This window comes from Lentisphaera profundi (genome assembly GCF_028728065.1).
GTDB lineage: Bacteria > Verrucomicrobiota > Lentisphaeria > Lentisphaerales > Lentisphaeraceae > Lentisphaera > Lentisphaera profundi.
This window is the reverse complement of the sequence record NZ_CP117811.1, coordinates 22692-48928: the sequence shown is the minus strand read 5'-3', so window position 1 is coordinate 48928 and position 26237 is coordinate 22692. Positions and strand designations below refer to the sequence as shown.

Below are 26237 nucleotides of genomic sequence, written 5' to 3'. Positions count from 1 at the left end.
TGAATCATGGGAAAATTATTCGGAACTGATGGAGTTCGTGGGCGCGCAAATGAGTACCCCATCACGCCAGAAATGTCTTTGCGTATGGGTAAAGCTATCGCTTCAGTTTTTGGCGATATAAAAGGGAAAAAATCACGCGTCATTATTGGTAAAGATACTCGCTTATCTGGTTACATGCTGGAAACGGCCCTTACCTCTGGCCTCATTTCAATGGGCATGGATGTCTACCTCGTTGGCCCTATGCCCACTCCTGCCGTTGCCCTTTTAACCCGTTCAATGATTTCTTCTGCTGGTATCATGATTACTGCTTCGCATAATCCTGCCGAAGATAATGGTATCAAAATTTTTGGTAGTGATGGTTTTAAACTTACTGACGCAATCGAAAATAAAATTGAAAAACTCATTCTTTCTGACAAGCCCATCAATCCAGATCCCAAGTCTAGCGTAGGCAAAGCCTACCGTGTTGACGATGTCGGTGGTCGTTATATTGAATATGCTAAAAACTCCGTAGATCATATGGACCTTAGTGGACTGCGTATCGTTCTTGATTGTGCGAATGGTGCCGCCTATCACCTCACTCCTATCCTAATGAAAGAACTCGGCTGTGAAGTCATCAAAGAATTCGTTGAACCCGATGGTCTCAATATCAATCATCAATGCGGAGCTACTTACGCTGAACGCTTGGCTGATTCAGTTAATAAATATCGTGCTGATTGTGGTATTGCCCTCGATGGTGATGCTGACCGAGTGATCTTCACCGATCACGAGGGCACTGTTGTCGATGGCGACCGTATCATTGCAATCTGTGCATTAGCAATGAAAGAAGCTGGTACATTAACTGGCAATGCCATTGCTGTGACTTCTATGTCTAACATGGGTTTACTCAAACTTATGGAAGCCAATGGCATTAAAGCTGTCGTTACTGACGTTGGTGATCGCCATGTTATTGCCGCCATGAGAAAAGGTAATATCAAACTCGGTGGCGAGCAATCAGGACATATTATTTTTGGTGATTACTCCACCACTGGCGACGGTACAGTGGCAGCCCTACGAGTCCTACAACTCATTAAACAAACAGGCAAAAACCTCAAAGAATTAGCCTCTGTCATGGATATCTTTCCTCAACAGTTAGTGAATGTTATGGTCAAGAAAAAACCTGCTCTTAATACTCTTCCTGGACTCACTGGCTTAATAGCTGAATGTGAAAAAGATCTTGGTGACTCAGGTCGCTGTATCTTGCGTTACTCAGGCACGGAAAAGAAATTGCGTATCCTCGTCGAAGCTCAAGCACAGAAAGATGTGGATAAATGGGTTAAAAAATTCGTCGCTACTGCAGAAGAGGAACTCTGCTCATGAAGTTTGATTTTATCCCCGGCGAGAGCCCCAGTTACTTCGAGTCCCTGCGACATGATGCTATTATTTCTGAACTGCCTGTTGCTGGCACCACTGTCCGCCAAGCACAAATTGATTACCTCGAAGCCGCTGAACATGAGTTCTCAAAAGACGACGCTGAAATTCTTCTCGAAGAGAATTTTTGGTATGCACCCGACGATTTAGAAAAGTTTTCTCGTGGTGAGGATCTTTCTGATCAAAGTTTTGCATTACGTTTTCCCTGGGACCTACTCAAACTCAACGAAATTTTGGTCAAACAAATCGATACTGATTTCATTCTAGCAAAAGTTTATGATGGTGCTCAAAATGAAGGTTTCTTGTATGCTGGTGAAGGCACAAAGATCCTTCCTGGTGTTTTCATTGAAGGCAGTGTCATCATTGGTGAAAACTGTAAGATTGGTCCCAATTGCTATATTAGAGGCAACACTTTTATCGGTGATAATTGTCATATTGGTCAATCTGTTGAAATCAAAAATTCTTTAATTATGAACAATACCAATGTCGGTCACCTCTCTTATATTGGCGATTCTATTTTGGGCGAAAAAGTCAACTTAGGCGCAGGTACTGTCAGCTCAAACTTACGTCATGATGGTACAAATCATCGTACTGAATTCCACGGCAACATGATCGATACTGGACGCCGCAAGTTTGGTGTTGTCATTGGCGATGGTGTACACACTGGAATTAACACTTCCTTTTACCCTGGTCGTAAGCTCTACCCTGGTGTAACGACCCGCCCTGGTGATATTGTCCAAAAAGACCTAAAAGTGTGAATGACGTCCGCCTTCCCCTTTAAACTTAGTCTGGCTCCAATGGAGGGTGTCACCAACCCTCTCATGAGAAATCAAATCGCTCAACATGGCGGTTTGGATTTACTGTGTACTGAATTCATTCGCATATCTAGCAATACACCTTCTCTACGTGTACTGAAGAAACAAGTGGTCAAAACTGATGATATTCCTCTATCAGTTCAAATCATGGGCAATGATGCCAGCCTGATGGCGAGCTCTGCAAAGCTCATGGTTGATTGTGGTGCCGATATCGTTGACGTTAATATGGGCTGCCCAACAAAACGTGCCGTTAAGGGTGGTGTTGGCTCTGCGATGCTCAAAGATACCTCACTCTGTTATCAAGTGCTTTCTGCTATGCGTGAACAAGTCTCCTGTGCGCTTTCCGCAAAAATTCGTGCGGGTTTTGATAATAAGGAAGATGTTTTTGAGATACTCAAAGCTATCGTTGATTCAGGTGCCGATTTCCTTGCAGTTCATCCGCGCCGTAGAATTGATCACTACAAGGGTCAATCGGACTGGAGAATCATTGCGGCTCTCAAAGAAAAATCTCCTATCCCCGTCATTGGCAACGGCGATGTGCTCACCGCTGCTGATGCGATCCGCATGTTTAAAGAAACCAATTGTGATGGCGTTATGATTGGTCGTGGCGCCCTTGCTAATCCCTGGATATTTTTGCAAACTTCGCAAATCATGGCTGGCCAAGAAGCTTTCATTCCTCAATGGCAAGATATTTACAATTTTTATAAGGGTATGTGTGATGCCTTTACCGATTTTTGCGACAGCGAAAGCGGCACTTTGAACAAGACTAAAGAAATGTTAATGTACTTTTCCTTAAATTTACCGGAACCTGCACCTTTTCGCCAAGCCATTGGGCGTAGTCAATCACTCAAAGAAATGATGAATAATCTCCATAGCCTACTCAAAGAAAATCAAGCCCTCTGTGGAAAGACCATCTGTGCCTTAGGTGAAGTATGATTTTTCATTTACCTGATGTATACGAAGCTTTTCAGCGTTGGAAAATAGCTCCTACAGATAAATTGATTTGCTCTCAGTTCATGATTGCTAAACTCCCCAATCACTGGGGCTACGTCATTAGTGCAGGCATTCGCGTTCTCGCTGAGCAGCTCCAAAACTTTGAGGCTGATAAAGCTTTTTTAGATGAACTAGAAACCGCATTAAAAGCCTGTGTTAATGAAGATATCAACGATTTCTTGACAATGATTCACAATGTGAAAGTTTCTTGGCGCGTAGACGCTGTGCACGATGGCTCCTTCCTCTTTGGGAGTCAGCCTTGCCTCTGTATACAGGGCAATACCTTTTTGACTCTCATACTCCTCAAATATTTTCAGCAAATTATTGAAGACTCTATCAACACCGCCACACGCGTATCTCGCCTCAAAACCGCGTTGGGAGAAGCTCCCGTTGCTTTGATTGCCAAAGATACGCTCAGTGCCCGTGCCGGTATCATTGGTGGTGCTGAAATCGTTTTGAATCATGGTGACTCCACCGAGACGACGCTTTTGTTAGAATACGATGCTTTCGTTCTCGAACACAATCCACACGCACTCTTGTTACTCAGCTCGAGTGCCCCGAGTGAGAAAAATTTTGAGCTCTTACGTTCTTTACCTTACCCTCCTAAGGGTATCATTATTCCCTTTGCGGGTGTTGATTCAGAACTCGAAAAATACCGTAAAATTCTCAATGACCGCACTTGGATTCACTCGAAGCTTTACTGTGCCGCTCCAAGTAGTGAACAAGTACTCAAAAAACAAAAATCTAGTGGTACCCAACCAGATTTTTGGCTTCTCAACTTTAAACGTGAACAAGGCTCCTTGGGTTATGTGAAAATTCACGCCTTAAAGAGTTCCATCTGCAATTCTGAATCCAAATGGCAATGGCTACACTCTTTTGCCGATGACTGTGCCTTCCCTCGCCTCCCTGGTTTTCTCAATATCCGTCGCTACGGCAAACGCCGCCCTTCAGGTGATATGATTGTCAACGAGCATATCAAAGCGAGTTCCAATATCATTAATGACCGCGAATTCCTCACCCGTAGTTTAAGGGGAGATTACAGCATTTTGCTTGAGCCCGTTTTTATGGGTAGACATTTCACTCTACTTCAAGATGAAGATGCCGATGCCAAGCATGCGCAAATACAAAAAGAGTATTTCGGCAAAAACTACACGGCCTTAGATTTTCCCGCCGTTTACCCCAACGGCCTAGAAGAAAATTTCTTTAACTCTATTCACTAAAATATACTGATACTTAGTCATTCGATTTTTCTTCGTCGATAAAGGAAATTATTTCTACAAAAGTAACTCTAGCGAAGCAGACTACATCTTCGCGCGATCAAAGCGGGAGCGACGTTCGTTTGCATCGAGTTTAGACTCCTTATCCAAATCATCTTCTTCGGTAACTAGAGCTGCTGAGTCTGGCTCTTTCGTCTTAGTTCCTATGGACCTGACAAGGCCTATATCGTCAAGTAATGCTGAATAAACTTCATTTTGATGAGCCACCCGTTTTTTAAATAATTTCCCGACACGTGATTGATAGATCTCTAGTAGAAATAAAATCAGAACAAGTATTAAAAAATAGGGCGATATATCTCGTAAGCGAGCTGCTGGTTTATTCTTCCAAACCTCACTTAAATCATTAATTTCACGACCTCCACTTAGCTTACTCAAATCTCGTAATTGCTCCACTTTATCCAGATCAAAACGCCATTCAGCATTCTTGTCAGATTTTAACGGGCCAAAGGGAATCGTATGATCTCCCGCTTTTATCACGCCTGTGACAATTTCTCCAGAAGCCAAATCTATTCGACTGCTAAAAACACCCGGCAATAAACGACGCCAATTGAATTTCCTCACCTCATTATCTAAGCTAGATTTGATGTATAGTTCAGGCATTTCACGACTAAACTCATCCGCCCATTTACTATCGTAATGAAAATTCATAGATAGAGTACTACCCTGCTTTTTATAACGAAGGCTTAAACCAGCCGGTACATCGGGTTTCGCCGCCCAGCGGGTCAAGGTCTGAAGAAAGTCACCATACTGAGGCCACTGACGAACTAGATCAGAATATTCTCCCGCGGTAGGAAAACTTAGCGCCACACTACGACCCGCGCCGACTTTCCACCACGCAATCAGTGGCGCCTTATAATAATCATTGGTGCGGAGAGTGGCTTTTGCTCCTTCTTTTAAATAACTTAAATTATAAGCGTTGACCATAGCAGGCCATTGCCATTCTCCAGAAGCCACCTTAGACCATTCTTGTCCCGGAATAGTTAGAGTCAATTCCTTTAGGTAGGCAGAACGTGCCACCGTCACTGTTTCCTGGGCAAAAATTGCGGGTAGATTCATCGGATCATTGGTAAAGAAAACTCTCCCTTTTCCCCGCTTGGCGATATCAATTAAAAAAGGTGCATCTGAATCTTCTCTCGTCCCTAAGGCTATCACACTAACCGTCATGCCCTCGTCATTCATATCAGATAAAAGCTCTTTGTAATTGCCTGGCTCCTCAGAGTCACCCGCATCTGAAAAAAGGATAATATGCTTTTGTCCTTCTCGCCCCTCCAGTTGCCGCCATGATTCCTCTAAGCCCGTATACACATAGATTCCACCACCTTGACTTTTAACACGACGTGCTTGTGAGATGATATCTGCACTACCCTTTAATACTGTCTGCGGAACAATTACATGGGCATTTGTATCAACTGCTATGACCGACACTGAATCCATCCCACCCAAGAGTTCAATTGTCTGAGCCGCTCCTTCATTGGCTAACTCCATCTTTGTTTTACCACCCTTTACAGTCATCGCCATACTTCCAGAACGGTCCATGACAATCGATAAATGACTGCGCCGTTTTCGGTGTTCATTTTTCAATTCCATGGAAACGGGTAAAAGCTCATCAATAGGTGATTTAAAGTAGCCCCCCATACCAAAGGAAAACTGACCACCCGCCATGATTAATCCACCTCCTTGATCCTTACTAAAGAAATTTAATTCCTCAAGAAAACCATCGGGTAATTCCCACGCGGGAACGTTATTGATAATCACCAAGCGAGCCCCTGCCAAAGTTGCCGAATTAAGTTTAGAAAACTCATTAAAAACCTTAAGATCAAAGCCTTGCTTTCGCAGGACAGACACAAAAGGATCATTCTTATAGGTACTCAACAACACAACTCGCGGACCTGCTTTGACTTCTAGCAATACTTCTGCGCGATTATTTCCCGCTAGTTGATCTGCAGGTGATGAAATTCGGATTTCATATTTATGAAGTCCTCCACTCTGTAAAGAGTCGCTTTTTCTTAAAAAAGCCCGACCATTTTGAAGCTCTAATACGCCACGATCGACTTCCACTTTATCTCTTAAAAGGGTATAATTAAATTTCTGATTCATATCGCCTTCAAACAAGGCTTCGACGACAAATTTTTCCCCTGGCATGACTCTTTCTGGAACTCTTAAGGACTTCACCTGAATATCACTCTCTCGTGAATAGTGTAACAGGCGATAATCTAGGAAAATCTCCTGCTCTATTAATTTATTAGACAAACCATTCAAAGAATCGGTTCCAAAGCCATCACTCAAAACTAAAATCCGAGAATGACGATCACTTTTTGCTAAGCTTAAAGCTTTAAAAATAGCCTCTCCGCTAAGGCTCTCTGAGCCATTGATTAACTCCCGCTCATTCTTCCTAATTCGCGGCAATATATCACGACCATAATCTATATAAAAAATCCGATCATAATTCCCTTTCTCTTTTTCAAGGAGCTCTTCCCACTCAGCTATCTTTTCTTCCAAATAAGATTCTGCAGAGTCCGAACGATCTACCAAAACATAAAGGTCCATTCCCTTTTCTGTCTGATTTAAATGAGGCTCTGTTAAGCAAAACAAAAGAATGAGTAAAATACTTATCCGTAAAAACCTAAACACTACAGGTCTAAAAAAGAACCAGCAGAAAATGAGTACTGCAGGAATTAAGATCAACCATTCAGGAGCTAGTAAAATCACTTCCCAGCCCTCCTGCTAATGAGCCCTTGTCGTTGATCGAAGACATACCACCCATAAAACACGATAATAATGAGTATCAAAAGCCAGAAACTCTGTAAAAAACTACGCTCTTGCCAAATCGTAACCGTTTCAAGTTCATCGATGTTGATGTCATTTCTACTTTGCGCCTGACTAAAATCACCTTCTTCTGCGTCTGCATAAAAAACACCTCCCTGCATGATTTGTTTCCTGACATCTCCTTCTCTTAGATGCAGGCTAAAAAAACCACTTGTTTCTGGCGTTCTAAAATGACTAGAACTTAAGCTCTCCAGACCTTCAACTTCCACCTCTTTACCAAGCAGTGCCCAGTCTTGAAACTCATTGCCCGTTTCATAGTTTTTCTGATGATAAGCTAAACGATATTTCTTAGCGTCTTCAATCGCGCGGTACATTAGAATGATCATCGCAGGTGATTTTAGCATTTCACTATCATTCAAATTAAATGGACATAAAAGCTGGTGCCCAAGCCTTGTTTCCCTCATTAACATTAAATCATTTTTGCCCGATTTTAAAATCGGAAAAAAACCTTCAGGTATACTAGGGACTCCTGCCAAGGCAAAGGGAATACCCTGCCAATTCAGACCTTCTATCAAGGGGACATTTAAAGCCGTGACATCTTGTTTGATCAAATTATAAGGACCATCAGTAAAGTATATGCCTGGCTGACTGCCAAGCTCACTTAGGGATTTGATTTTTGAAATTTGAAAATCGCTTTCCTCAGCTTGGAATTTGACCCCTTCAAAACGATTTAAAATCCCTAACAACTCGAGTTCATTTGCATCGTCAAAACCCTGTGAATTCACATTTATTTTTTTACTAAGTGGCTTAACTGCATAAAGCTTATTATCAGGTAAAAAAGCATCTTCTTCTAAGCTTAGGATCATCTTTTCATTTGCGGGAGGAAATTCACCTCTCAACTGACCTAGTTCGCCCGCTTTTAGGTTTAATTGCTGTGTTAACAATTTTTCGTCCCCAGGTATCCCTATAGACCAGTTTACATTAAGTGGCTGATTACTATGATTTTTGACTATCGCCTGCCATTTACCGCTACTATCAGCCTGAAAACCTGTAAAGCCAACATTTACTATCGGTTCACCAATCAGTAAATACTTTATATCCTCTCCACTATCCTGGAGATGATCAGAGCATAAAATCAAAATGCCTTTTTCATCTATCAAGGAGCGCGCACGCCGAATTGCTGGTCCAAAATCATGGCCACTTCTAGAGGGGAAAAAATTCCTTAAAGCCTGACGCGCTTCATCTATTCGCGCACCCGAATAAATCGTCGCTTCATCAAGTGATGAACTCATGATTTTTAAATCTATGTACTTGATTTCTTTGGCTAATTTCGCGAGTTCCGCACTTAGTTTATCTGCTCCTGAAGGCCAAAAAGCTTGTACTGATGCACTGGAGTCAACAACGACGACAATTTTCAGAACCTGCTGCTCCTGAAGCTTGCGAATTTGCAATAACAGAAAAGTCAAAAGCAGTGCAGCAAAAATATTTAACCACAGCAACTTAGAGTTTCGAAGCTTCTCCAAGCGACTACCTGCCTTTTTCTCGATTTTATCACTATTGAGTAAAAATAAGGTACTAATTTGACGTTTCTTTGATTTCCTCTGCAACATATGAATATAGAGGATGACAGGAATACTCAGCAGCGCAATAAAACCTAGTGGGTTCAACAGATTCATACGCAAAGCTCCACAGCAGCATTCGCTAAAGGCAATCCTTCAAACTGACGACTTAAACTCTGATTACTTATAAAACACTCTAGCCCTGCTCCATTTTTTCGACTCAGTTCTCGCCATATCTGAAAGTGCTGTTCATAAGCTCGATGATAATCCTGAAGACATTCATCATCTATAAAAGCCTGTTTCATTGCCCCATCTTCAATATCTATAAAATCTAAATCGCCATTCCAGTCAGGCGCATACTCTGCCACATCAGCAGGAGCATAAATTAGGACGCGGTTCCCAGCTCTTTTAAGCAATTTAAAAACCTCTAAGGGATCCTGTGGATAAAGTAAATCAGAAATCAATAAGGTAAGTGATCCACGACGTAGTTCGACTCGCTCAAGTGAATCACTCAAATCAGGGCTATGCCCTTCAAACGTAAGTAAACCACGCTCACATTCCTCTCTACTATAAGGCCTTGTTTTATCGCCCTGTAAGCCCCAAACTTTACAAGAGGCTCCATTTTTCGCACAGCTTTTAATCGCAAAATTTAGCAGTAGTTGACTTAAAAATAGCTTTTCCTTACTAAGACTCATAGAATTAGATAAATCGAATAAGATATCCACTACCGGACTCACTTCTTCTTCATACAACTTGATAATATATTCACCACTACGAGCGTAGGCTTGCCAGTTAATGTGGCGAGGGTCATCACCAAATTGATATTCGCGATGTTCACGAAAATCTATAGAACTCCCCGATGATTTTCCACGTAAGCCACCGCCCTGACCTCGCCATTCACGCTTTTTAAAGGGTAGACTGAAGCGTTCACTCAACACATGAGTGGCTTCCGCCACTTTAGCTGCATATTGCTGCATCGCAAAATCCATTAGAGCTCTTCTGTAAGTGATCTTGCTTGATCTACTTCATCCGTCGAGTCTTTCCCCTCTTCACGAAATTGGAAAAACTTTTTTGCGGATTCCGCAGACATAAGATGTAGAGCTAATAGGCTGAAAAAAAGCTGTAGGTGCACAATCGATCCCAGTGCAATACCTTTTGTTTCATTATTATCTAACATCACAGGAAATAGTTCGAGTGGAAAAAAGGCCATTACCTCATCGACGCGATGAGTAAAAATAGACTTTAGAATTAGGCTAATCGTTCCAATTATAATCAAACTTATCACTGCTAAAAGTACATGCATGGTATTGAGTTTTTCTTTTTTCCAACGAGAGATCTGTAAGGCCAGGCCATAGGAAATCATTATATTCGCGTAAAAAATATAGGACACCGCAAAAACCTCATAAGCATCGTTGTGTAAAACACTGTCTAAAGAATCGTTGAATCCCATTCCTAAGAAAAGTGTAAATGGTAAAAAAAACACAATGAAAAAATTATTGATATTCGCCCATATCTCTTTCTGCGCTAACTGCATTTGAGTAAAATATACGGCAAGACAAATTAAGGGCGCTAAAATCAGCATAGCCTTATTATTCCCTCCAAGGTCATCATTCGCTATCTCCAAAACCATTAGCATTAGCGACATTAAAACCGCTAAATTAAACCAGTTGAAATAAGCATAGCGATTAGGCGCCACTAATAATCCAATTTCAGGGTATTTTTTAACTGGCTGATAACTACTTCTGTAATTGGCATCTCCACTAAATACACCCTCTAATGCCGACATTAAAAAACAAACCATTACTGGTAATAAGGGCAAGAAGCTTTCACAGAAATAACGGAAGATGATATAAATCGCCAAAACCGCAAAACAGTTGATTCTTTTGTGCAAAAGATTATTTTCAGAAACAGGGGCAACCTGACTCATACCAAGTGAAAGCACCTGATATATCACAAAAGGCACCATCAGTACAAAAGTTACAAAGTCCACCCAATTTATACTTCCGCCTCCACCAAAGCGCATAAAAGCTGTGAACATCCCAAACCCTGTTGTTGAACCAACAACAATAAGGATCAACAATATTAAAATACGCACTCGGTGCGAACGTGGATGACGAACAGAAAAAGAACTGGTGCTCACGCTAATTGCAGTTCCTAGCGCCGAAATTAAAACAATGGAAATGAAAGTACTTATTTCCATCAGCAGATTCACTCCTCCCGCAAAATACCGCAGTACAACATAGGGCATAATCGTACAGGCAATCATCAAAGTCTGTAGCATGTGAGAATAAAATTTGCCGAGAATGATACGCCTTGATGATAAGCGACTGAGGTACAACATCTCCAAGGTCTTATGTTTGACTTCAGAATGAATACTCTCGATCGCCAACAAGGGCTGAAAAATCAAAAAGGGAATGGCTATAGCCCCCCAAAACATCATCGTGAGTTCTTCACTATTATTTGACGAACCACCTTCAGAACCAACTATTCCCATAGTTGCGACTACCATCACTAATTGAGTAATGACAAATATGCCTAAGAAAGCTTTAGAGCGCATTCCCTGAATGAGTTCTTTGTAGAGAATAGGATTCGGATTCTTGATCATATCACTTATCATTTTGATGCGAGCTCCTTATCTTCTGCTTGATTAAGCAAATCGACGAAGGCCGATTCTAAAGTTGTCTCTTCCTGAGTAAATTCAATCACCTGAATTCCTTCATTAATCATGCGCTTCAATGTTTCTGCTAGGAAGTCATCTGAACTCTGTTCAAATAGCAAACGGCCTCCTTTATTTGTTTTATCTAAGAGGCTTATCCCAGGATTCATATCTGCCCAATTCTCTAGTACCTGAGGATCATTTAATATTTTAACTAGAACAGAGACCCCTTCACGAGCTCCTCGTTTAAGTTCTTCTGCTCCACCATGATGCAGTACTTCTCCCTGTTCGAGAAAAATCATTGTATCACAAATTTCTGAAAGCTCCGATAAGATGTGAGAGGAAATGAAAATTGTTTTTCCTTCCTCCGCTAAGATACGAATAAGGTTCTTTAACTCCATGCGTGCCTTGGGATCCAAGCCTGCTGCAGGTTCATCCATCAGCAGAACGTCAGGATCATGAAGTAAAGCTCGACCCAAACAAACACGCTGTCCCTGACCTTTCGACAACTTATCAATGAAGCGATCTTTAAGCTTTGTTAAGCCCGTAAAGTCCATGACTTCTTGTATACGGTTTTTCCTCTCCTGATCTTGGTAATCAAAAGCTCTTGCAAAAAAATCAAGATATTCCACTATCGTCATATTCTGATAGCGACCGAAATCATCTGGTACCCAACCTATTTTTGAACGCACTGAGTTGGGATCATCTACCGCATCACTTCCACATATATAAATGTCTCCTTCATCGGGCATTTCCAAAGTGGCTATCATACGCATTGTCGTTGTCTTACCGGCTCCATTGGCTCCAATAAAACCAACCACCTGACCGCGGTGAATATCAAATGAGATACCCTTAACTGCCTCAAGCTTACCAAAACTACGCTTCACTCCTCTAACTGAAATCATGACATCCTTATTCATTTTTTCACTTCCTTAACGGGGCCGGCGACATACACTTTATGCTCCTTCCAATCAATTGATTTATGAGTGGCTATGTCAAATTCTCCCGCTTCATTAAGTTCTGCAAAAAATGCAGTTTTATTGCCTTTCATTAAAGGTGATAACTTCCAGGCCATATCTTCCTTATCTGGCTGGATAATGGCTTCAGCAAGAACTAATTCTCCGGGCTGTAAATCTCTTGCCTTCCAGTACTTTCCATCACTCGTACGTAGATAAATTTTCTTAATCGACGACTGAAAAGATGACCGTAGCTTTAAGCTCTCCCCAGGGATAATTTCAATTGCCCCCTGAGTTGACTGAATATGACGAATATCTGCAAATCTTCGGGTCCTACTATTAAATATATCTCCACCTATATTGTCATCATTCACAACAATTTTACTTTTCATCGGATAAGAAGTTTTTTCCCAACGCTTTTTCGTCATAGAATAAACATCAATCAAGAGCTCATTTGAAACTTTAAAGTTCTCACTAGTCATGATTCCTGTTCTAGAGACTTGGGACTGAAAAATACTGCAGCGCTTAAGTTCCGGGTTAACATAGATTAAAGTACTTTTCACTCCTGCTCCACCGAATCCATCACTCAAAATGATCACTATAAAAAAGAGGATGCTTGCACCAATTGAGATTACGGGAATTGTCACCAAAAGTTTCAGCCGATTTTTCTTTGTCAGGATCAGTAAGTTTACAGGGATCAGCAAAATTAAGAAAAGTACTAAGAGAATAGAAAAAAAGATGAAACTGGCTTTAGGTTCTGAAATTTCTTTAAGAAAATAACTCTTTTGAAGACCGAAAAAATTTTCCGCCGTCGAAAGTTTTCCTGCTTTTACTGAATCAGGCCTACGGCCATCAGCTAATAGGTATACCGCACCTAGTCCCTTAAATGATACTCCCTTAAAAAAGCCTTCCACTTTTGTTTTATCCATTTCATTTACTGGATCCACCAGCAACAATCTCCCACCGCTTAAAACCCAGTCTCTGAGCGCAGTTTTAATTTCTTCTTGAAGAAGGTCAAATTCCGCGACTGTCATTAAAATTTCTGTAATCCCTGAGTAGGACTGCCAGTTCATATTTAAATAACGAGAGTCGAAATAACTATATTCATAATCAAGTACAAATGAACTAGCGCTAGAACGTGATTTCGAAAGTAATTTTTTCTTTTTCTCTCTTTCATCATCTCCATAAAGTTCAATTTTTTTATACGCTTGCTGTGTACAAATCTTTCCTGATTCGAGTTGTTTACCAAAAGCTTGAACTTTGGAATGTTGATCCACACCAGGTCCTTCAATTCTAAATGATGGCGAATAAAAAGAACTCTCATCATAAGAGGAATTATAAGGAATATTAAGTGTATAAGTACGCGTGGCTTTAGATTCTACTGTAAATGACGTATTCAGCTCAGAATCAATGAATTCACCCCAACGCTCATTAGCTTTAAAAGTCCAACTCAAGGTCTCCTTTGTTTTATTAGTGATTCTAATCTGTAAAGGAACCCTTGCACCTGGTCGATTCATTGATGCAGATTGGAACAGTGCTCTGTATCCTATCGAAACTCCTGAAGAACTTTTTGTTGAGTAAGTACTGAAGGATTGTCCACACAAATAAGTACTACAAAAAAGTAATATGAGCAAAAAGCGCATTAACTTTCTTCCTTCATGGTCACAGGAACTGCTTTGTCTATTATTTTTAATTCACTCAATAAACTCTTCACAATTGAATCAGGAGTATGTCCTTCTATACGTGCGCGATAGTCCAAAATTAACCTGTGACGTAGAACCGGCAAAGCTAAATCACGTACATCTTCAAAACCCGTGTGAACTCGACCTTCAATTAAAGCTCGAGCTTTACATGCTGCTGCCAGAGCAATCGCCGCACGAGGGCCCGCACCAAACTTTATGTGTTCACTCATTTCTGATTGTCCAGCTTGAGTGGAATTAACCAGCTGAGCTATCATTTGTGCTACTTGCTGAGGTATATGAACCTTTTTCACCAAGCCAATCATTTTTTGAAGTTCATCATGACTTAAAACCTGCTCAACTTCAGGGCTATCTCCCAATTCACGAGATAAAACTATTTTCTCCAGTACATCTACTGATGCGTGATGTACATCAAGCTTAAATAAAAAGCGATCCAGTTGTGCTTCTGGGAGTGCGTAGGTCCCTTCCAACTCAATAGGATTTTGCGTTGCTAATACAAAAAAGGGATCTGGCAGAGCATGACTCTGTCCTGCCACGGTCACACTTTTTTCCTGCATTGCTTCCAGCATTGCTGATTGTGTCTTTGGCGACGCTCTGTTGATTTCATCCGCTAAAATAAGATTGCCAAAAATAGGGCCTTTCTGAAAGACAAATTCCTTCTTACCATCCTTTTCTTGAATGAGGGGATTCCCAGAGATATCCCCTGGTAATAAATCCGGCGTGAACTGAATTCTTTTGAAGTCGAGCCCAAGAGCTTTTGAAAGGCCTTTAACCAATTCAGTTTTCCCTAAACCTGGGAGACCCTCCAATAACATATGCCCTCGTGCAAACAGCCCGGTGCAGACTAAGTCAACCAGTTCTTCCTGACCAAACAGTACTTGGTTTAGACATTTTTTTAGTTTACTTGCGGCCTCCGCAACGACTTTCGCTTCTTCACTCTTTAAAAAATCACTCATGGTTTTACTCTCCTCAACAGTTTTTGTTCCTCAGGTAATAAATTCTCTTTCCATACCGCTTCGCCACCGCGACCAGTATTTTTCGTCCCAGCACTTAATTGACCTGACTTATATTTATTTTTCTCTAAATCGTGTTCCGCTTTACTTGTTCCTAGTAGCGTAGAACCATCCATCCCATTTTTTTCTCCTTGGAGCACTTCTATTTCAGTATCGTGCCTTGCCGATTCCCGATCTCGAAAAATCTCCTCACTAGAGCCCCCTCCGCGACCTATTGATTCCCCTCCTTCAACAATCATTAAACCCGCATTACAAGATCCATTTTTACATTGTCCTTCTCCTTCCTGGTCACCCGGTTTACAGCCTTTTCCTCCGCACTTTTTACACTTACCCTTTTTCTCCAAACGTTTCAGACATTCCTCCAAAGTTTTCTTATCCAATTGGCCATTATTCATCACATAATCACCTGGCTTTAATTTTAGGAGTTTTTCCCGTAGGTCTGGACGCATTTTTAAAAGTTGAGAAGACAACTGACTCATATTTTTTTTCCAGTCTTCATCCATTTCATCTAATTTATCTCTGAGCTTTTGCTTCATTTTCTCACTTAAATCTATATTCCCCGCCTCCGTCTGTTCGATCAATTCCTGCAAAGCTTCCATTTGTTGTAAGAGCTGAGAAGCTTCATCCATCTTCCCCTCATGCTCTTTATGTGCACTATTAAGTGTATCTAATAAAGAGTTTGATGCTTCAAGATTACTGTGTGAAAACCAATCTTTATTATCCTCTTGCTGAAGCTTTTCTAATTTCTTTTTAAACTCTTCCACCTGACTTTGGTCAAGACTACTATCCTCTTCCATTTCATCGATCCTCTTCTCCATCTCTATCCAAGCAATGGGTTTCTGAACTTTGACTTGAATCGCTTCTACTCTAACGGGAACCCAATAAATGGCAGCTATTAATAAAATCCCAAACAAGAAGAAAGAACTATTCCTTTTCCATTCTAAAATAAAATTCCCCGGCAGATGATCCGGTAAATTTGGCCAAGACTGATCTCCTTGATAAGCTTTTAATAACTGACAATTGTAGTGATAACGCTCATCATAGCGAATGATTAATTCCTCTTGAGTGAAAAACTTTTTCCTCGCACGAAAGTACGCTCCTATTGAACAGCAGCATAAAAACAAAAGCAAAAGTATTTCTATAAGGTACGGGTAGCGATTAATAAGCCCCGGCTGATAACTCTTTATATACAGATTAACTGCCGTTAACGACATCAAACTAAACAGGAATAAAGGCTCAAAACTTTGTAAAAACCATCCAGTATTTACTTTGCGTCTAAGCTTGTGAAAATATTCCTTCCATTGCTCTTCTGGGCTCATACTCATTCTCCTGAATTCATATCAATAGCTTAATCTTATGCTCAATACTATGATCTTCAAAAGCAAACAGAAGCGATACAGGCCCTTTTCACTTTGTTTTCTTCTTATTTTCACAAAGATTCATCAAATACCTTAATTAGCAGTCTCTTCCGCATAATCAACACTCTCTCGCAAGTGACTAATTCGGGTCAATAAAATATTTTTAAGAGGAAATTCTCGCCGTAAAAAAGCACTCAAAAAATTGAGTAGCTTTTTATGAATTCTAAAATGTTTTAGTGGATGACTTTTTCCGCTGCCTCATCGAGAATACGACGCTCCCAATTAGATAAGCCCTCTTTTCCTGCCGCTTCTTTCTACCAGTACCACCGGCCTTCCCTATGCCTAGCATGATAAGCCGGGACCGCGGGTCTCTCACCTGCACCTTTCAAAACAACATCTACTTGATTTTATCAGCTAAAATGACACGACATATTTTTACATAAACTTTTTTTATAAATGATTTACAAACTTTTTACCGCTGTATGGGATAGCTTCCCTCTACGGCTGCCACCGGGGGCGAATCATTAATATTTTATCTGCCCGTATGGCAATACTTTTACCGCCTCTCAAGGTGAGCACACCTTGCAGGGATGGGGACGGAGTCCCTAGGCTATAGTTAAAACCTCCCGTAGGGCCGGCTGCCACCGGAGGCAGATAAAAACATATTTTTTAGAACTATCTAATTCTCATCTTCACTCGCCTGCACCTTTCAAAACGACAGCTACTTATCTTTGCCCTTTTCCTTGTTAGTATTTACTGGAGAATGCTTCGTATGATTTTAATAGTGATAACGCAAAGCCGCTATCTCTAAAATTTCTTGATCGCCTTCTTTTTTAATCCGGTAAACCATGCGGTTTTTTTCATCTATTCTACGTGACCAAGAACCACTCAGATTATGTTTAAGTGGCTCTGGTTTACCGATCCCTGAAAATGGATCTCGCTCAGTATCTTTGATCAAAAGGTTTATTCGCTTGAGTGTCTTTTTATCTTGAGTCTGCCAATAAACATAATCGTCCCAGGCATCGTCAGAGAATTTTTTAATCATCCTCTATAAGTTCCCTAACTTGGCCTCCGCCACTATCGAGTTGTTCAAGTGAACGCATCAAGCGTTTTGCATTACTTGGACTCGAAAGTAAATACGCCGTTTCTTGCCAAGATGAAAAATCTTCCAAAGACATCAGCACTGCACTCTCCTGATTAGCTCGGGTTATCACCGTATAATCGTGATCTGAACTCACTCTTTCCATTTCTTTAGCGAGGTTGTTTCTTGCTTTTGTGTAGGTAATCGTCTGCATATAGAAATCCTGTTCATGTTCCTGTACATGTCCAAGATATATCCTATTTACGCTTCTATCAAGCCTTATCCTCATTTTGGGCTTTTCGCTATTCTTAGATTTCCTCAATCTCAAAGGGACCTAGAGATTTTATTATCTAGATAATATTTCCCCTGGGAGCGCCGATTGGGAATCGGCATTAGCAGACAAATAACCCGGGACCGCGGGTCTCTCGCCTGTACCTTTCAAAACGATATTCACTTCATTTTATCAACTAAAATGACCCAACATCTTTTTACATAAACTATTTTTATAAATGACTTACAAACTTTTTTCGATATCTGGGATAGCTTCCCTCATGTCTGGGATAGCTTCCCTCTTAACCTTTTTTCGATGTCTGGGATAGCTTCCCTCTTAACCTTTTTTCGATGTCTGGGATAGCTTCCCTCTTTTTTCGATGTCTGGGATAGCTTCCCTCTAGCGTTCGGGGTTCCTAGGTGAAAGAGCCTGTAGGCTGAGGCCTGTACGGCCGATCCCTCATTTAGTCAAACTCGGGGCCAGCCCCGGACCTCGTGAGGGATGCCTCCCTCAACTGGCAACTAAAAAACTAAAGAGAACGTGGGGACATCCATTTAGCCAAATTTGTCAAGTAGACAATAAATCTTTGTATCCGTTTTTTTGTTTTTTAAAACGACTTGTGCTTAAAAATGTTTAGTTCAGCTCATCTTTGTTTCTTCTTTTCGGGTACGGGTCTTTCACTTAATGTGAAGTCCCTCCAGACATCCATATAAGGTCAAAGGCTTTAAAGGAGCCCTGTCGATCTATTCAGCTTCTCTTTTTAGCTGCTAATCGACGCCTTAGAAACTACTTGCGGTCAATCCCTCGCTGTCCTATTCAGGTGTAAATCAAGGCTCAATTCTATCATGTGGAATCGTCCAGTACATATCGGGCTCAGTAAGGGGTGAGTCATCATCTAAACTTCTTTTGATTTAAAGAAACCTTTTACAGCGATCTAATCAGGTGATAGAGGCTCAAAGTCCAAGTCCCCATTGACGGCTTCACTGCAAAAGATTCCAGATTTTTTAATTATTTAGTCTTTGTAAACGTTCATATTTTTGTCTTCCAAAAAAATCAATGGGATCAAATTTTTGTTTTCTCTGGAGCATGAAATAAATTGATCGACAAATCTTATGAGTGTAAATAGCTCTAGCTTTACGTTCGCCGTGTTGCCTTATTAGGTCATTTGAAAAAGCTTTCATCAAAGGGTTTCTTTTTGATAGTACGGCAGCCTGACTATAGGCCCATTTTAAAAATGGATTACCTATTTTTGCTCCACTATAACCATAACTTTTACCAGCACTTTCTTTTTTACATTTAATCACTCGACAATAACTTGAATACTTACCTGGGCTTTTAAACCTTTTGATGTCGTGAGTTTCATAGATAATGACCATACCAAGGGTATCGCCTACTCCAGGCATTGACTTTACTATTTCAAATTCTTCATTGTAGGCACTATTTAAAGTTAATTCTTTGAGATCTTTATCCACTGCGATCAACTCTTTTGTATAAGCCATCAATAGATTTGTGTTGAGCTGATAGTTCCGTTCCATCGCGATGCCACCTATCCCAGAAAAGTCCTGATGTTCTACTAGACTTTCTAGTTTATCTGGTTTTGACCTCATGTATAAAGTACTTTCTTTTAGCTCGTTTTGTTGCTCAAAAATATTCATGTAGACTGATATTCCAGACTTGGACTGCACTAACTTTATACGCCTTCGTAGGAGGTCTCTATGAGAGCGGTATTCTGCGGGGCAAGCATAGGCGTGAGGCAATAAATTCGTGCGTAATAAATCAGTGATTTTTTTGCTATCAATTTTATCGTTTTTAGCTTTTCCTCCGTGAATAGATTTCATATAGAGCGCATGACCAAGAGTGAATTCAATATGCTCTGATCGACAAAAGTCCGCTAGAGGGTACCAGTTGTAAGTACTCTCACAAGCAATAGTGAGGTCATCGATATAAGGCGACAAGACCTTCTTCATGTAGACAAAATTATTATCTCGAATGTTTTTATGCAGCATTATCTTTCCTTCCTTGTCCATGACACAAATATGAGCAGATGACTTATGAAGGTCAATTCCACAATGATATTTTGTTTTTGAGTTATACATTTCCATGAGGCAATTTCCTTTTTTTGTTTGCGTGAAACTTCAATAAAGGTTATTGCCTCGTTCTTTGCCAAATTCCCACGCTGATATTACTCAGTGCGGTCCTTGGCTAAGCGTACTATCAGGTGATTTTAAGTATAAATATCTTTGAGTGCTAGATCTAAATCTGGAAACTTAAATTCAAAATTTTCATCGATGAGTCTCTGAGGGATGCAATATCTGCCATATAAAGCGAGTTCTGGATCAGTTTTCATGATCAAGGGTGCGGCTAGTTTCACTACGCACGCAGGAGCAGGAAGGCCTATTGGCATCACTAGGGTCTTGCGTAAGCTTTTCATGAATTTCGCATTCGAAACTGGCTCAGGAGCTGTCGCAATGTAAATGCCCTTCATAGATTCATTTTTGATTGCACTCAAAAGAATCCGATTCATATCCTCTTCATGGAGCCAACTAATCCCTTGCTGGCCATGGCTGACTTTGCCACCTAAGCCCCATTTCACCAATTTACTTAATCGAGGTAGGGCACCACCTGATGATCCCAAGACAAAACTCGTCCTCAGTATGACTTGTCGCATCTGTGGCAATACCGAATCCGCATAAGCTTTTTCCCATGCTTGTCCTACTGTGGGAGCCAAGCCATAACCCATGGGTGAATTTTCCGTACAGACTATTTTTTCCGGGTCACCATATATATGCGCCGTAGACATCTGAATCCATAACTTGGGTGGAGCTTTTAGTATTCTCAGTGCTTTGCCAATCAGTTCAGTGCTTTCCACTCGAGACCTTAAAATTGCATCGCAGTTTGCAGGAGTTTTAATGCAGTCCACACTTCGTCCTACCAAATTGATAATGGTATCCGCTCCCTCTAATTGCTGTACCCATGAGCCAAGCGATTGAGCATCCCATTGGCTAGAGCTCCATTCTCCTTTGATTTTCGGCTCAGTTCTCGAAATGATATGAACTTGATAATTTTCTCCTAGCAATTTTGACGCTAAGTTTAAACCCAGAAAACCTGAGCCTCCAAAAATGACGACTTTATGAATTTGATTTGACATTATTATTTCCTCTCTTTCATTTTTAATAAAATTTCCATGTATACAAACTCCCTTCACTTTCTCTCAAATCTCCCGTATAAATATTTGTCCCTAGCTTTAGTTTTGTCTATCGATTCTGATAAATCTTAAATTCAGAGGGATGTTCTTTAATGAGGTCAACTCGTTTCTTACTTGATGCTTTTTTCTCTGTGGTATAGCTCTTTATTCCGCCCGCAATTAGATCATTAAACTTTGTTTCGTTCATAAGTATTGGTGGCTCACCATCCATAATTTGAAAATCCCATTCGGGACTTTGCACGAATGAGTCCCCATATTTGAGTTCTGTTGAAAAACCCTGAAGTCCAAAAAATTTACTGGCACTCACTAAGAAATTATCGCTATAACGGGTATCTACCCAAACACATGATTCTTGAGTTTCGCGATCCAGACATGTTAAACGAAGGGCACAATTAAAACTCGCGGGCAAAATATCCAAAGGCATCCAATCCGGTGCCATGGTATCCATCCATATCATACATAAACTCAAATGACAATCACCCTTTTCATCCTGCCATAAGTCCAAGTGATCGGGAAGCTGAAAGTGTCGCTTTACGTCTTCTCTCTTTAGAGAAAAATTAGCTAATTGGCGCTTAGTCACTCGCGCGCTAAGGCTTTTGATTAAGCGATACTCAAAACTCCATTTCTCTTTAGTCTTGGGATCAATTAAGTGCATTTTTAACCTTCTTTGCACTAATAATGCTATAGGCAAATTTATGCATTTGAATGGCTAGGGGGATACATAAGAAACAAGATTGCATGTGCTCCCAACGTGACTTATTACACTTTCCTTTGATCAAAAGATTCAATAAATGAACAATCACCAAAAAGGGAACCTGAATAAGTGAGGGAATGAGGTGCTTCGAAATATTTGTGATTTCAATTTCTTCAAATCCATTATCCCCTAAGGCTTCTGCCACTTCATCTAAGCGACCAATTTCAACGATGCCCCAATTATCACCCCATTTTTTCAAAATCTCCTGTGTTTTCTCCCCCAGTTTTACATCTGCTTTAATGAAAAAATCCGCTATCACTAAACTTCCACCGGGTTTGAGCACTTTTGCGGCCTGCGCAATCATATCATTCTTTGAACTGCCACTAGCATAACAAGAGCTTTCCATAGCCGTACAGGCATCCATTGATTCTTCTTTATAGGGAAGACATCTAAAATCTCCAAGACGATAGTCAAAATCATTCTCTCCAAATGCCTGCGCTTTGGCTATTTGTTCATCAACCATCGTGATCCCATGAAGCTTAAGCTTGGGATTGGCTTCATGTGCACTTCTTAATAATGCCCCAAGTCCACAGCCTAGGTCCAATAAATGTCCTCCATCTTTTAAATCACTTAAGTTGAGAACCTGCTGATTCATTTCTTTAAGCTGTTGCTCCCTATTAAAGAAACCCACTCCAAGTCGCCAATAACCAAAATGCATATTGCCTGCAGGACTCCAAAATAGATAATCCTCTAAATTTTCTCGGTAGTGATTTTTTATAATTTCTTTTTGACTGCTTACGAGTTTTATACCTCGCTTTACTTCTTCGTAAACTGACATCGGCGCCTCGTTTTATTTATTTCTGTTATTTCTGTCTATACAGAAATTAGTGTAACTACAGGAATAAGTCAAAGTTTCCTTTGAAAAAAAATAAAGTTTGGTCATCTTATGGATAACTTACACGATTAAGCAGATAAGGCCGTGATGCGACCCATACGAGATGGACGCTGTCCCTCCTCGAGCTCCCCCTGCAAGATACTGCCGTATGGGCAATGCTTTTCATCCGCCTGTCTGGCAAGACCCTTAAGCAGGCGAATTGAGTGCTGTGCACTCATCTGACGCCGGCAAGTACTTAATCGAGTTAAACTAAGGAATCAATATGAGCGCTGAAAATTTTAAAATCACTCCTTCTATGGAAGCCTACATCCTGCACTGGGGTGAAATGGGTCCTCAATGGGGAGTTAATCGCACTGTAGCACAAATTCACGCACTACTTTACCTCGCTGATGAATCACTTGATGCCGATACAATCACCAAATTACTGGGTATTGCACGCTCAAATGTATCCAATTCGCTACGTGAATTAAAAGACTGGAAACTCATTAAGAGTGTCCCCGTCTTAGGAAGGAGAAAAGAACATTTTACCACCGATAAAGACCCGTGGAAAGTTTTTCAAATTGTTCTAGAAGAGCGTAGAAAACGTGAGTTAGATCCCACCATTTCAGCGGTAAAAGAATTTATTGAATTGGCTGATGGCGAAGATCTACCTGCCCATACACTCAAAGCTATGAAAGAGTTGAGTCAACTCATGGAAGATCTCGCGATTCTCCATGACTCCTTCTCTAAATTGCCCTTACCTATTTTGAAAAAACTCGTAAAAGGCGGATCGCTCTTAAAGCTTTTTACTAAATCCTAAAGGATTTTTTTAGCATTGCGTTCATCACCAATATCCATATAAGCCTTATAGAGATATTCCTTAACGACTGCCTGGCGTTCTCGACCGCCCTTCATCATTTTTTTCAAAAAGCGCGTCGCGTACTTACTTTGATCATTAGCTTTGGTGAGCTCATAATAAAGCAAAATATCTTTATCTAAAGTATTATAAAAATCTGGTTGATCATCAATATAGCGTTCAAAAGCGCGCCGACCTTCGCTAGCTTTTCCATTCTCATAGAGGCTCTTCACCATGTTTTGGGTCGCGCTCTCCGCTAAATCATAACGATCTTCAACTTTTTTCACCAAGGCTTTTTGTAGCGTTTTAGCTTCGCTAGTCTGGCCATTTTTATTCAGAACTGCGACTAATTCTGTTCCCAATTCATACACAAAATCTGGGTACTTTTTGAATACGGTCATTTCCGCTTTCATGACTTGGATAAATTTCTTTGGATCATCTAACTTTGCATAAATCTGCTTAAGTCCCGCATAAGCTTTGATATTCATTTTAGAGCTTGTCAGGGCCTTTTTGTAAAGGTATTCGGCACAATCATCCTTTTTCATTTTGCTAAAATGTCTTGCTAGTGAAGTCATCCTCAAAGAATTAATGTGCTGCTCTGAGGCAAAAATAGCATTACTTTTGAAATCGAGCTCATGATCGGTTAACCTCATATTAGTCTGTGGGTCACGTGCTTTACCTGTTCCGTAATTGCCTTGAGAATAGCGTCCAATTTCTAAATCCCACTCTCTGCCATCTTTCATCACTCCAGCCCAAGCATGACCTACATCAGTTGCCCCTCGACCCATACCACTAAAATACATCGCGGGAATCCCGTTGGCTCGCGCCGACATAACCGTGAAATAGGCTTGATCTACACATATTCCGCCGAGTTCTTTTATATTCGCTAAGGAATACATTCCCTGATCCCATTGGTAGCGTTCGGCATTCAGGCGCGTCGTATTGTACTTAATTTCAAAATAGCGCTTGGCCCATGCTCGTGCAGAACCAGAACAATTTTTAAGGGCCCAATGCAATTCTTCCAAAGGTACATCAACAGCCACAACAAAGACTAATTCTTGAACTGATAATTTAGAATAAGAGAGCTTCGCACCACGCTTGTAGATTTTTTTGAAGTAATCATACAGTGCCGTTATCTCCCATGAGTAAGACATGGTTTTTGAGCCCATTTGATGATGCATATTTTTTCGCTCAGTATCCCAAACTAAACTTGTCGCTAAAGCAAGATTCCAATATTTATCCACTTCACTAGGGTCGTGCTTATGAATTTTTTGGAGAATATTTAGTACTTCACTTAAGTCATCCGAGCGTGTGATATTATAAAGTAAATCACTACGACGCTTATAGTTTGAGAGCCATTTTACGAATTCTGGAGATAAATCATCTCCTAAGCTAAGGACTTTCAAGAATTTTGCGAGGTCAGAAAAAATCAGCATTTTTGAAACCGAGCGCATCGAAGATATATTTTGTTTATCTAAATAGATCTCTATCGCTTTGCTAGACTCTTTATAATCACTAGATTCAAAAATCGTGTCGACAATTTTGTTGACCTCGATCATATTTTTTGCTTGCTCAATTTGTGGTAAAAGTTCTTCGCCACTGGCAAAGAAACTTAAGGATAAAATAAATAAAATGAAACGTGGCATAGCGATCTCCCCTTGATGTTCATAGAAACAATATAAGTCTTTCTCTATAATTCTATATCTCCAAAATATGGCTTAATCTTTCACTTAATGAAGTCTTCAACAATAAATATCTCTAGAAAAATTCACAACTTGTAGACTCGGTATCTTCAATTAAAATAAAAACTTCTTCTTACATCCCCTCAATCTAAAAAGGACCCCCATGAAAAAAATCATCTTCGCTTTAAGTTTTGCACTCTATTTATTGACCACTTCATGTGCGAGCAATAATCTTGGTGAGTCAGTAAAAAATACAGGTACATCCACCACTCCTGTACAACAAGATGCTAAGTGGGCGGTAAAATGGTGGATGCCTCGTCATCAAGAAAAGCTTGCTCAGAAAGAACAACTCGGCGATGTTCAATTAGTTTTCCTCGGGGATTCCATTACTCATGCTTGGGATAGGCAGAAAAAAACTTGGGATCAATACTACGCAGGTCGCAAGGCACTCAATTTAGGTTTTAGCGGAGATCGCACTGAGCACGTACTTTGGCGTTTAGATCATGGAGCTGTTGATGGCATCAATCCAAAAGCTCTCGTTTTGATGATTGGTACAAATAATGCCGGTCACAACAAAGAAGCTTCTGCGGAAACCGCAAAAGGCGTTAAGGCGATTCTCCAAGAGTTACGTGTAAGACTACCTGAGACAAAAATCCTTATGCTCGCAATCTTCCCACGTGGTAAAGATGATAATGATGCACTCCGCAAACTCACTATGGGCACAAATGAAATCATTAAAACTTACGCCGATAACAAAGATATTTTCTTCTTAAATATCAACGCTATTTTCCTTGATGACAAGAGAATTTTACATAAGAATATAATGAATGATCTTCTTCACCCCAATAATGAAATGTACCCCAAGTGGGCCGAAGCTATTGAGCCAAAACTTGTGGAGCTTATGCAAGACTAAAAATTTCTATCATCATGAATCAATATTGATTCATGTCATAGGGGGCTGAAACTTTCACAAAAAAAAGTTTTAGCCCTTTACATTTTTATACATACCTTCATTGTCAGAACTTTTTACCGAAGCTTACAGAGCAATAAGGGCTTACGACTCCAAATGACATT

The 26237-nt window shown here is 40.5% G+C and carries 21 protein-coding genes; 6 read left to right on the top strand and 15 right to left on the bottom strand.

Going from position 1 to position 26237, the window contains the following annotated elements:
- Positions 1–6 precede the first annotated feature (6 nt).
- Genes glmM through PQO03_RS00180 form a run of 4 tightly spaced genes read left to right on the top strand, consistent with a single transcriptional unit; the run spans position 7 to position 4435 of the window.
- Positions 7–1356, top strand: coding sequence for a phosphoglucosamine mutase (gene glmM / locus PQO03_RS00195; protein ID WP_274150453.1), 1350 nt, complete (start codon positions 7–9; stop codon positions 1354–1356).
- Positions 1353–2165 (top strand): hypothetical protein, encoded by an 813-nt coding sequence (locus PQO03_RS00190; RefSeq protein WP_274150452.1) that lies wholly within the window; start codon positions 1353–1355, stop codon positions 2163–2165. The genes glmM and PQO03_RS00190 overlap by 4 nt, the downstream gene beginning before the upstream one ends.
- Positions 2166–3158, top strand: coding sequence for a tRNA dihydrouridine synthase (locus tag PQO03_RS00185; protein ID WP_337993435.1), 993 nt, complete (start codon positions 2166–2168; stop codon positions 3156–3158).
- Positions 3155–4435 (top strand): beta/alpha barrel domain-containing protein, encoded by a 1281-nt coding sequence (locus tag PQO03_RS00180; protein WP_274150451.1) that lies wholly within the window; start codon positions 3155–3157, stop codon positions 4433–4435. Before PQO03_RS00185 ends, PQO03_RS00180 begins: the two co-directional genes overlap by 4 nt.
- 81 nt (positions 4436–4516) lie before the next feature.
- On the opposite strand, the gene PQO03_RS00175 is transcribed toward PQO03_RS00180, so the two are convergent.
- From PQO03_RS00175 to PQO03_RS00110, 14 genes are all read right to left on the bottom strand, one after another.
- Positions 4517–7201, bottom strand: coding sequence for a VWA domain-containing protein (locus PQO03_RS00175; protein ID WP_274150450.1), 2685 nt, complete (start codon positions 7199–7201; stop codon positions 4517–4519).
- Positions 7198–8934: a BatA domain-containing protein gene (locus tag PQO03_RS00170; protein ID WP_274150449.1), complete on the bottom strand. Its 1737-nt coding sequence runs from the start codon at positions 8932–8934 to the stop codon at positions 7198–7200. The genes PQO03_RS00175 and PQO03_RS00170 overlap by 4 nt, the downstream gene beginning before the upstream one ends.
- Positions 8931–9794: a DUF58 domain-containing protein gene (locus PQO03_RS00165; protein ID WP_274150448.1), complete on the bottom strand. Its 864-nt coding sequence runs from the start codon at positions 9792–9794 to the stop codon at positions 8931–8933. The genes PQO03_RS00170 and PQO03_RS00165 overlap by 4 nt, the downstream gene beginning before the upstream one ends.
- A gap of 11 nt (positions 9795–9805) precedes the next feature.
- Positions 9806–11422: an ABC transporter permease subunit gene (locus PQO03_RS00160; RefSeq protein WP_476408971.1), complete on the bottom strand. Its 1617-nt coding sequence runs from the start codon at positions 11420–11422 to the stop codon at positions 9806–9808.
- Positions 11423–11430: 8 nt separating this feature from the next.
- Positions 11431–12393, bottom strand: coding sequence for an ABC transporter ATP-binding protein (locus PQO03_RS00155; protein WP_274150446.1), 963 nt, complete (start codon positions 12391–12393; stop codon positions 11431–11433).
- Entirely contained in the window at positions 12390–13883 is a 1494-nt protein-coding gene (locus PQO03_RS00150; protein ID WP_274150445.1) for a hypothetical protein, read from the bottom strand. Before PQO03_RS00150 ends, PQO03_RS00155 begins: the two co-directional genes overlap by 4 nt.
- Before the next feature lie 188 nt (positions 13884–14071).
- Positions 14072–15085, bottom strand: a complete 1014-nt coding sequence (locus tag PQO03_RS00145) for an AAA family ATPase (RefSeq protein WP_274150444.1) — start codon at positions 15083–15085, stop codon at positions 14072–14074.
- Entirely contained in the window at positions 15082–16461 is a 1380-nt protein-coding gene (locus PQO03_RS00140) for a hypothetical protein (RefSeq protein ID WP_274150443.1), read from the bottom strand. The genes PQO03_RS00145 and PQO03_RS00140 overlap by 4 nt, the downstream gene beginning before the upstream one ends.
- 817 nt (positions 16462–17278) lie before the next feature.
- Positions 17279–17545 carry a Txe/YoeB family addiction module toxin gene (locus tag PQO03_RS00135; RefSeq protein ID WP_274150442.1) on the bottom strand — a complete coding sequence of 89 codons (267 nt, stop codon included), beginning with the start codon at positions 17543–17545 and terminating at the stop codon, positions 17279–17281.
- Positions 17538–17795, bottom strand: a complete 258-nt coding sequence (locus PQO03_RS00130) for a type II toxin-antitoxin system Phd/YefM family antitoxin (protein WP_274150441.1) — start codon at positions 17793–17795, stop codon at positions 17538–17540. Before PQO03_RS00130 ends, PQO03_RS00135 begins: the two co-directional genes overlap by 8 nt.
- A 1061-nt stretch (positions 17796–18856) precedes the next feature.
- A complete protein-coding gene (locus PQO03_RS00125; protein ID WP_274150440.1) occupies positions 18857–19954 on the bottom strand; it encodes an IS110 family transposase in 1098 nt (365 codons plus the stop codon).
- A gap of 122 nt (positions 19955–20076) precedes the next feature.
- Positions 20077–21000, bottom strand: coding sequence for a TIGR01777 family oxidoreductase (locus tag PQO03_RS00120; RefSeq protein WP_274150439.1), 924 nt, complete (start codon positions 20998–21000; stop codon positions 20077–20079).
- Between the two features lie 106 nt (positions 21001–21106).
- On the bottom strand, positions 21107–21712 hold the full coding sequence (locus PQO03_RS00115; protein WP_274150438.1) for a hypothetical protein: 606 nt from the start codon (positions 21710–21712) through the stop codon (positions 21107–21109).
- Complete coding sequence (locus PQO03_RS00110; RefSeq protein ID WP_274150437.1) at positions 21699–22589, bottom strand: SAM-dependent methyltransferase; 891 nt, start codon at positions 22587–22589, stop codon at positions 21699–21701. The genes PQO03_RS00115 and PQO03_RS00110 overlap by 14 nt, the downstream gene beginning before the upstream one ends.
- 319 nt (positions 22590–22908) lie before the next feature.
- Between PQO03_RS00110 and PQO03_RS00105 the strand changes: the two genes are divergently transcribed.
- Positions 22909–23445, top strand: a complete 537-nt coding sequence (locus PQO03_RS00105) for a GbsR/MarR family transcriptional regulator (protein WP_274150436.1) — start codon at positions 22909–22911, stop codon at positions 23443–23445.
- On the opposite strand, the gene PQO03_RS00100 is transcribed toward PQO03_RS00105, so the two are convergent.
- Positions 23442–25127 (bottom strand): transglutaminase-like domain-containing protein, encoded by a 1686-nt coding sequence (locus PQO03_RS00100; RefSeq protein WP_274150435.1) that lies wholly within the window; start codon positions 25125–25127, stop codon positions 23442–23444. The two genes, PQO03_RS00105 and PQO03_RS00100, sit on opposite strands and share 4 nt — an antisense overlap.
- A gap of 199 nt (positions 25128–25326) precedes the next feature.
- On the opposite strand from PQO03_RS00100, the gene PQO03_RS00095 reads away from it, so the two are divergent.
- Positions 25327–26076 carry a GDSL-type esterase/lipase family protein gene (locus tag PQO03_RS00095; protein ID WP_274150434.1) on the top strand — a complete coding sequence of 250 codons (750 nt, stop codon included), beginning with the start codon at positions 25327–25329 and terminating at the stop codon, positions 26074–26076.
- The last annotated feature ends 161 nt before the right edge of the window (positions 26077–26237 follow it).

Excerpts from the sequence above, each read along its gene's own strand:
- PQO03_RS00125 (WP_274150440.1), bottom strand. The coding sequence starts at position 19,954 with ATGGAAATGTATAACTCAAAAACAAAATATCATTGTGGAATTGACCTT.
- PQO03_RS00165 (WP_274150448.1), bottom strand. The coding sequence starts at position 9,794 with ATGCAGCAATATGCAGCTAAAGTGGCGGAAGCCACTCATGTGTTGAGT.
- PQO03_RS00110 (WP_274150437.1), bottom strand. The coding sequence starts at position 22,589 with ATGTCAGTTTACGAAGAAGTAAAGCGAGGTATAAAACTCGTAAGCAGT.
- PQO03_RS00130 (WP_274150441.1), bottom strand. The coding sequence starts at position 17,795 with ATGCAGACGATTACCTACACAAAAGCAAGAAACAACCTCGCTAAAGAA.
- PQO03_RS00185 (WP_337993435.1), top strand. The coding sequence starts at position 2,166 with ATGACGTCCGCCTTCCCCTTTAAACTTAGTCTGGCTCCAATGGAGGGT.
- PQO03_RS00105 (WP_274150436.1), top strand. The coding sequence starts at position 22,909 with ATGAGCGCTGAAAATTTTAAAATCACTCCTTCTATGGAAGCCTACATC.
- PQO03_RS00095 (WP_274150434.1), top strand. The coding sequence starts at position 25,327 with ATGAAAAAAATCATCTTCGCTTTAAGTTTTGCACTCTATTTATTGACC.
- glmM (WP_274150453.1), top strand. The coding sequence starts at position 7 with ATGGGAAAATTATTCGGAACTGATGGAGTTCGTGGGCGCGCAAATGAG.
- PQO03_RS00115 (WP_274150438.1), bottom strand. The coding sequence starts at position 21,712 with ATGCACTTAATTGATCCCAAGACTAAAGAGAAATGGAGTTTTGAGTAT.
- PQO03_RS00190 (WP_274150452.1), top strand. The coding sequence starts at position 1,353 with ATGAAGTTTGATTTTATCCCCGGCGAGAGCCCCAGTTACTTCGAGTCC.
- PQO03_RS00120 (WP_274150439.1), bottom strand. The coding sequence starts at position 21,000 with ATGTCAAATCAAATTCATAAAGTCGTCATTTTTGGAGGCTCAGGTTTT.
- PQO03_RS00135 (WP_274150442.1), bottom strand. The coding sequence starts at position 17,545 with ATGATTAAAAAATTCTCTGACGATGCCTGGGACGATTATGTTTATTGG.
- PQO03_RS00145 (WP_274150444.1), bottom strand. The coding sequence starts at position 15,085 with ATGAGTGATTTTTTAAAGAGTGAAGAAGCGAAAGTCGTTGCGGAGGCC.
- PQO03_RS00170 (WP_274150449.1), bottom strand. The coding sequence starts at position 8,934 with ATGAATCTGTTGAACCCACTAGGTTTTATTGCGCTGCTGAGTATTCCT.
- PQO03_RS00160 (WP_476408971.1), bottom strand. The coding sequence starts at position 11,422 with ATGATCAAGAATCCGAATCCTATTCTCTACAAAGAACTCATTCAGGGA.
- PQO03_RS00100 (WP_274150435.1), bottom strand. The coding sequence starts at position 25,127 with ATGCCACGTTTCATTTTATTTATTTTATCCTTAAGTTTCTTTGCCAGT.
- PQO03_RS00155 (WP_274150446.1), bottom strand. The coding sequence starts at position 12,393 with ATGAATAAGGATGTCATGATTTCAGTTAGAGGAGTGAAGCGTAGTTTT.
- PQO03_RS00180 (WP_274150451.1), top strand. The coding sequence starts at position 3,155 with ATGATTTTTCATTTACCTGATGTATACGAAGCTTTTCAGCGTTGGAAA.
- PQO03_RS00140 (WP_274150443.1), bottom strand. The coding sequence starts at position 16,461 with ATGAGCCCAGAAGAGCAATGGAAGGAATATTTTCACAAGCTTAGACGC.